Raw genomic sequence first — 656 nt, forward strand, 5'->3', positions numbered from 1 at the left:
ACCGGCGACATCGCCCGCTGGAACCACCACGGCCAACTCATCTTCACCGGCCGAGCCGACCACCAGATCAAACTCCGCGGACACCGCATCGAACTGGGCGAGATCGAGTCCGCCGTCGCCACCCAGCCCGGCGTACTCCAAGCGACCGTCATCCTCCGCGAGGACCAGCCAGGCGACCAACGACTCGTCGCCTACCTCGTCCCCGACCCCACCCTCTGGAACGAGAGCACCGCCCAGGCCGGACTCGCCGCCCGCCTACCCGACTACATGCTCCCCTCGGCCCTCGTCACCCTCGACGCGCTACCGCTCACCCCCAACGGCAAGCTCGACCGCAAGGCCCTCCCCGCACCCACCTACACCGGATCCACCACTGGCCGCGCACCCCGCAGCCCCCGCGAGGAAATCCTCGTATCCCTCTACGCCGAAGTACTGGCCGTCCCCCACCTCACCATCGACGACAGCTTCTTCGACCTCGGCGGCCACTCACTCCTCGCCACCCGCCTGGTCAGCCGCATCCGCACCACCCTCGGCGCCGAACTCTCCATCCGCCAGCTCTTCGAAACCCCCACCATCGCCGGCCTCAACACCGCCCTCGACCAAGCAGCCGACGCCCGCATCCCCCTCACCGCCCAGCCCCGACCCGACCACATCCCCCT

At 69.5% G+C, this 656-nt stretch carries 1 protein-coding gene; it reads left to right on the plus strand.

The window, feature by feature from the left end:
• On the plus strand, positions 1-656 hold a 656-nt coding region (locus NOD94_RS41280), incomplete at both ends, for a phosphopantetheine-binding protein (protein ID WP_281211374.1).

Origin of the sequence: Streptomyces sp. Isolate_45, assembly GCF_024721315.2 — a bacterium.
Classification (GTDB): domain Bacteria; phylum Actinomycetota; class Actinomycetes; order Streptomycetales; family Streptomycetaceae; genus Streptomyces.